Annotated in this window: 2 protein-coding genes; both read right to left on the bottom strand. The window is 61.2% G+C overall.

All coding sequences use genetic code 11. The annotated features are described in order from the left end of the window. A partial coding sequence (locus BKD70_RS12755) for a DUF6531 domain-containing protein (protein WP_175441019.1) occupies window positions 1-1,793 on the bottom strand: 1,793 nt, incomplete at its 3' end. Beyond that, complete coding sequence (locus BKD70_RS12750) at window positions 1,790-4,756, bottom strand: type VI secretion system tip protein VgrG (protein WP_047279313.1); 2,967 nt, start codon at window positions 4,754-4,756, stop codon at window positions 1,790-1,792. The genes BKD70_RS12755 and BKD70_RS12750, both read right to left, overlap by 4 nt. Between the last annotated feature and the right edge of the window lie 68 nt (window positions 4,757-4,824).

The following is a 4,824-nucleotide window of genomic DNA, read 5'->3' as shown; positions in this document are numbered from 1 at the left end:
ACTGCTTTCGCGTCCGGGCCGGTGCCTTGCCATTGCAGGTTCATGCCGCGCTGCGTGCGGTCGGTGTAGCGGGTGATCAGGTGGTGCTGGTATTGGTAGCTCCACGCTGCGCCGTTTTCGTCCTGGGCATTGATCAGGTCGCCGTGGGCATCGTAGTAATAAGCCGCCAGTTGGCGCACCGGCACGCTGTCGCGGATTTCCCACAGGCCTGTGAGGCGCCCGTGTTCGTCCATCATCGTACCCAGATGTAAATGGACGTTGTCGAGGTCGCCCTGGTAGGTGATGAGGTCGGACAACACCGGTTGGTCAGCGTGGCGGTATTCGTGGTGCAGCATGACGCCTGCGCCGTTGCGCAGTTCGATTTGCGCGAGCAGGAAGCGGTCGCCGTGACGAACGTAGGTTTCCCTGCGTTCGAAGCCTCGGCAGAGGAGTAAGGAGTTTTCAGTGACGCGGACCAGCGTCAGGTTTTCAATGGCGTCGTAGTGCGCCTGGCCGACGGGTTTGAGTGCGTATTTATGCTCACGGCCGTCAGAATCGTGGAACACCAGCCCCTTGTCGTGCAGGTCAAAGCGGGTGGTGAATTCGGTGATCCAGCGCGCGCCCAGGGCGCCTTGGTCGTATGCACTCAGGCGCGAGTAATAGGTGCGTGTCCAGTCAATCGGGAACGGGCCGGGCAAGCTGAAGTCGGTGTGGCTCAGGGATTCGGAGCCCAGCGCGAAATTTATGCTGCGCGGTGTACGGTCACAGGCGCAGTTTTTTGCGGGATTGGCCATCCCTGTTGCAGACGCTTGTTTACCGGTGGAGTCGATCTGTCCCTCAGCCGCCGTTTGCTTGGCTTTGTTGGTTTCCGTGGGTTTGACGTTAGTGCTTTGCCCATGGACATTGCGCTTGCGCCACAAGGCCGTGGCGCTGGACAGGATCAGCAACAACCAGCCAATCGAGTACTCAACGTCTTCGGTGGTGAGCGCGCTCAGTTGCGTGCGCAGCTCTGGCCCCATCGCCCGCAGTTGAGCCGCGTGGGCGGTGACGGAACGTTTGATGTCGTCGGGCAGCAGGTGCTGCGAGGCGCTGTTGGCCATGCCTTTGCCAGCGGCTTTGTAGGCGCTGAACAAACCGCCGAAGATGTTGCTGATGGCCGCTTTGGGGTCATGCAGCAACTGATCGCCCGCCGCACTGATCTGCGCACTTGCTGCCTCCAGATCCCCACCGGCATCGAGGGTGCCGTTGACGGCGGCTTCCAGCCCCTTGGCGATTTCGTTGAGCATGTCTTCGCCGAGCTTGCCGGCGTCGGCGAGGATCTGCGGCAGCTTGGCCCGGGCTTGCTCGACGAAGTCATCGAGACTGCCGACGATGGACGCGTTCAGGTGGCCCACCAGAATCTCGATGACCGAGGCACTGAGCATCAGTTTGGTGGTAGAGCGCATCTCCTGACGCACCAGGTGCAAGGTCGGGCGCAGGGTCATGCGCGCAGCGGCCATGGTCGGTGGCAAGGGCAAGACGCCGATCAGGTTAATCGCCAGGCTCGCCCACAGCAGCAGGTCGCGTTTTTCAGTCTTGCTCAGCGTGACGATGTCGCCCAACGCGTCCACCAGCGCCATGATGTTACCGACCACGGGCAAAGCCCCGGCCACCCCCTGAATCCGTTCGAGGGTGACGATCCCGCCACTCATCTCCTGCAACCAGGCATCGAACACGGCGGCGCCACTGGCCACGTCTTTGACGTCGATGGCACTGAGCGGAACAATGGCGACCTGCGGGCCGCGTTTTTCTACAGCCGTATTTTCAGTGGTCATGAAAGCATCTCACCCGCCAACAGGCCGGGGGTCTTGAAGGAAAGCGAAGGGGGGGTGAAGGTCGGCAGCGCCGGCAGGCTCGGCAATGCGCCGCTGTTATTGGCCAGACTCAGCAAACTTGACGCGCTGGGCAGCGCGGCACTGGCCAGTTGCGGGATACCCGCTACGCCTGCATGCAGCGCGGTTTTAACGGTCTGCGCCGATTGCATCGCGCCTTGGGCGGTCTGGATCACGCTCATGCCGCGCTGCACTGTGGCCATACCGGTCTTGGCCATGTCCATGCCGCTTTTGCCCAGGCTTTTTCCTTGCTCTAGAAGGTCGGCACTTTTGCCCTGACGCGGCAACAGGTCGGCGACCATGCTCTGGATCGGGCCGGGAAGGCTGTCTGCCGCGGATGCGCCGGGTGTTTGAAGGGGCCATTCGGGCTTGCCGATGTAACTGCCGTCGCTCCAGGTGTCTGCCGGGTCAGGCCCAAACGTGACCCGCGCAGGGCCGGGGGCTGCACCAGCCACGGCCGCAAAACCTTTGGGGTCGAGTGCGCCCTTGATGCGCTTGCCCAGCGCGTCGATCACTTCGTAATCGCCCCCCTTGATGCCCTGGCGGTTGGCGTACTGGTTGAACAGTTCGAGATTGCCTTTGCCGGGCTTAAGCGGTTCGGGGAATACACCGGCCAGGCTTTTGGCGCCGGTGTACGCAAAGTTGGACGCGTGAGCGGTATACGGACCGGTGGTGACGTGGGTGATGCCACCGGCGTTATAGGTGGTGGCACTGCCGCCGCCCTGAATCACCAGCTCGGTTTTGGCCGTCAGGGTGATGCGGTCGGCGTTGGCGGTGATGTTCAGTTTGGCCAGCAGGTTGATGCTGTCCTTGAGCGCTCGCACATCAATGTCGCCGGACGCGGCCACCAGTCGCCAGCCCAGGTTTTGCACAAACAGGCGCATACCCTGACTGGCACTGGCGAGCAATTTCTTGCCGATGGACAAACTCGTGTGCCCGGTGCTGCTCAAGCCCAGGTGCTCGCCCGTGGCGATGTGGGTCGATTGCGGCGTGCTCAGCGCGATCCCCGCCGGGCTCGCCAATACCAGATGCGGTTCGCTGAACTCCGGAAATTCATTGGCACTGACGTTGGCCGGGCCGCTGCCGATAATCCCTTGATGCTGGGCGTGCAGGGCCTTGGCCACGGCATCCTGATCACCGGCTTCCTGCGCCTTGTTTTCCATGGCCTGCATCGACAAGCCGTCCTGCTGGTCACTGGCGGTGGCCAACCGCTCGGCGGTTTCGGGCAGGTCTTTGTGATGCTTGGACTCATTGGGGCGCGGTTCGGTGGTAATCAGCAAACCGGCGGCGGCGCGCACGGCCCCGTGCCGGTCTGTGCGCAATTCAAACCCTTCACCGCGAGGCTGCCCGCCCGAAGGCCGGGGATGGGTCAAATAGCCCAGGTTGATCGCACTGGCGCCGTGATCACTGCGCAGCGCGATGCTGATTTCGCTGGTGGTGTCGTCAATGCGCAGTTCGTTTGCGCGGCTGCCTTTGTATTCCTTGCTTTTGACAGTGGCGAGGGTTTTGAGCTCGGGCAATTTGTACGGCGGCAAATTCACACCGTGGTACAGGCAACCCGTGATCAGTGGCTGGTCGGGGTCGCCCTCAAGGAAGGTAATCAGCACTTCCATGCCGATGCGCGGCAGGTTGATTGACCCGAAACTCTGGCTCGCCCAGTTCGAGGCCACACGCATCCAGCAACTGGTTTTATCGTCGAACGCGCCTTCGCGGTCCCAATAAAACTGCACTTTGACCCGCCCGTACTCGTCGCAGTAAATCTCTTCGCCGGCCGGGCCGGTGACGATGGCGCTCTGGCTGCCGAGCACTTTGGGTTTGGGGTTTTTCAGCGGGGGACGGTAGGGCACGTCCCACGGGATGGCGCTAAAGGTGTTGCGATAGCCCTGATGAAAGTCGTCTTTTGAATCGGTGACATCACTGGTCACCGACTCTTCCAGCACCTGCGGCTGTTTGCCGTGGTGGGTGATTTCAGTCAGCAGCCACAGGTCGTTCCACGTTGCATTGGCGTGACCGGTAAGCGGCAGAAAATGCCCGCTGACCAGCAGCGGCTGGTCGCTCTTGCCCTTGGCCAGTTGATAGTCAGTGCGATGGCGTTCCAGATTACGGTTGGCCAAGTGAGTGCCGCGCTCGCGATCGACAAACCGTCCGGGGTAGTCGTAGTCCTCCAGGTCCGGCAACGCCTTGCTCTTGGCGTCACTTTGCAGCTCGATGCGTGGCTTGGTGAAGTCGTAATCGCGGCGCGTGACACGGGTGGTGCGGGTGGCCAGGCGCATACCGAACCGTTTGACCACGGGGGTGTCCGCCACCAGCCCGGTGTCCTGCTGATAGGGCACCGGCGCCAGTTTCGGGAAGATCGTCTGGTCGTCGCCGAACACCAGCAAGTGCGCATCCGGGCTGTGCTCAAAGTGAAAGTGGATGCCTTCTTCTTCGCACAAGCGCTGGATAAACGTCAGGTCCGACTCGTCGTACTGCACGCAATACACGCGTTCGGGGTAGGTCGCGCTGAGCTGGAATTTATAATCGCAGGCCAGAATGCCGTGCTCTTCCAGCACCTGCGAGATTATCTGGCGGACTGTTTTTTGTTGGAAAATTCGTTGATTAACCCGGTGCGCCAAGTACGACAAATGCGGGCGCAACGACAGGTGGTAGCGGGTCAGGCGTCTGCCGGCTTCGCCTCGGGAGATGCTGTACACCTGCCCGTGAATACCGGTCCCCGACGCAGAAATGCGCAGGAACGCTTGCGTGTGTAGCAGTTTTTCAAGGTCAAGGAAGGCCCGTTCACTGACCAGCTCCAGATCAAAAACAAACGGCATGTTCAAGGCCTCGCGGCCCTTGAAGGCCAATACCTGAAAGTCCGCTCCCGCAAGGGTTAGCGTGAAATGGGGTTGATCCGCCGGTGAAAACATCCTTGACTCCTCATGCAGTGCTGCAGGCTTGCGTCGCGAAAAAAGAGGMGACGAAAACACATCATTCC

Origin of the sequence: Pseudomonas sp. BS-2016 (assembly GCF_001806145.1) — a bacterium.
GTDB lineage: Bacteria > Pseudomonadota > Gammaproteobacteria > Pseudomonadales > Pseudomonadaceae > Aquipseudomonas > Aquipseudomonas lundensis.
Note: the sequence above shows the minus strand (reverse complement) of the source record. Positions and strands in the feature narration are given on the sequence as shown.

What these genes read in the sequence shown, in the direction of transcription:
- BKD70_RS12750 (WP_047279313.1), bottom strand. Translation starts at nt 4,756, where the DNA reads ATGTTTTCACCGGCGGATCAACCCCATTTCACGCTAACCCTTGCGGGA.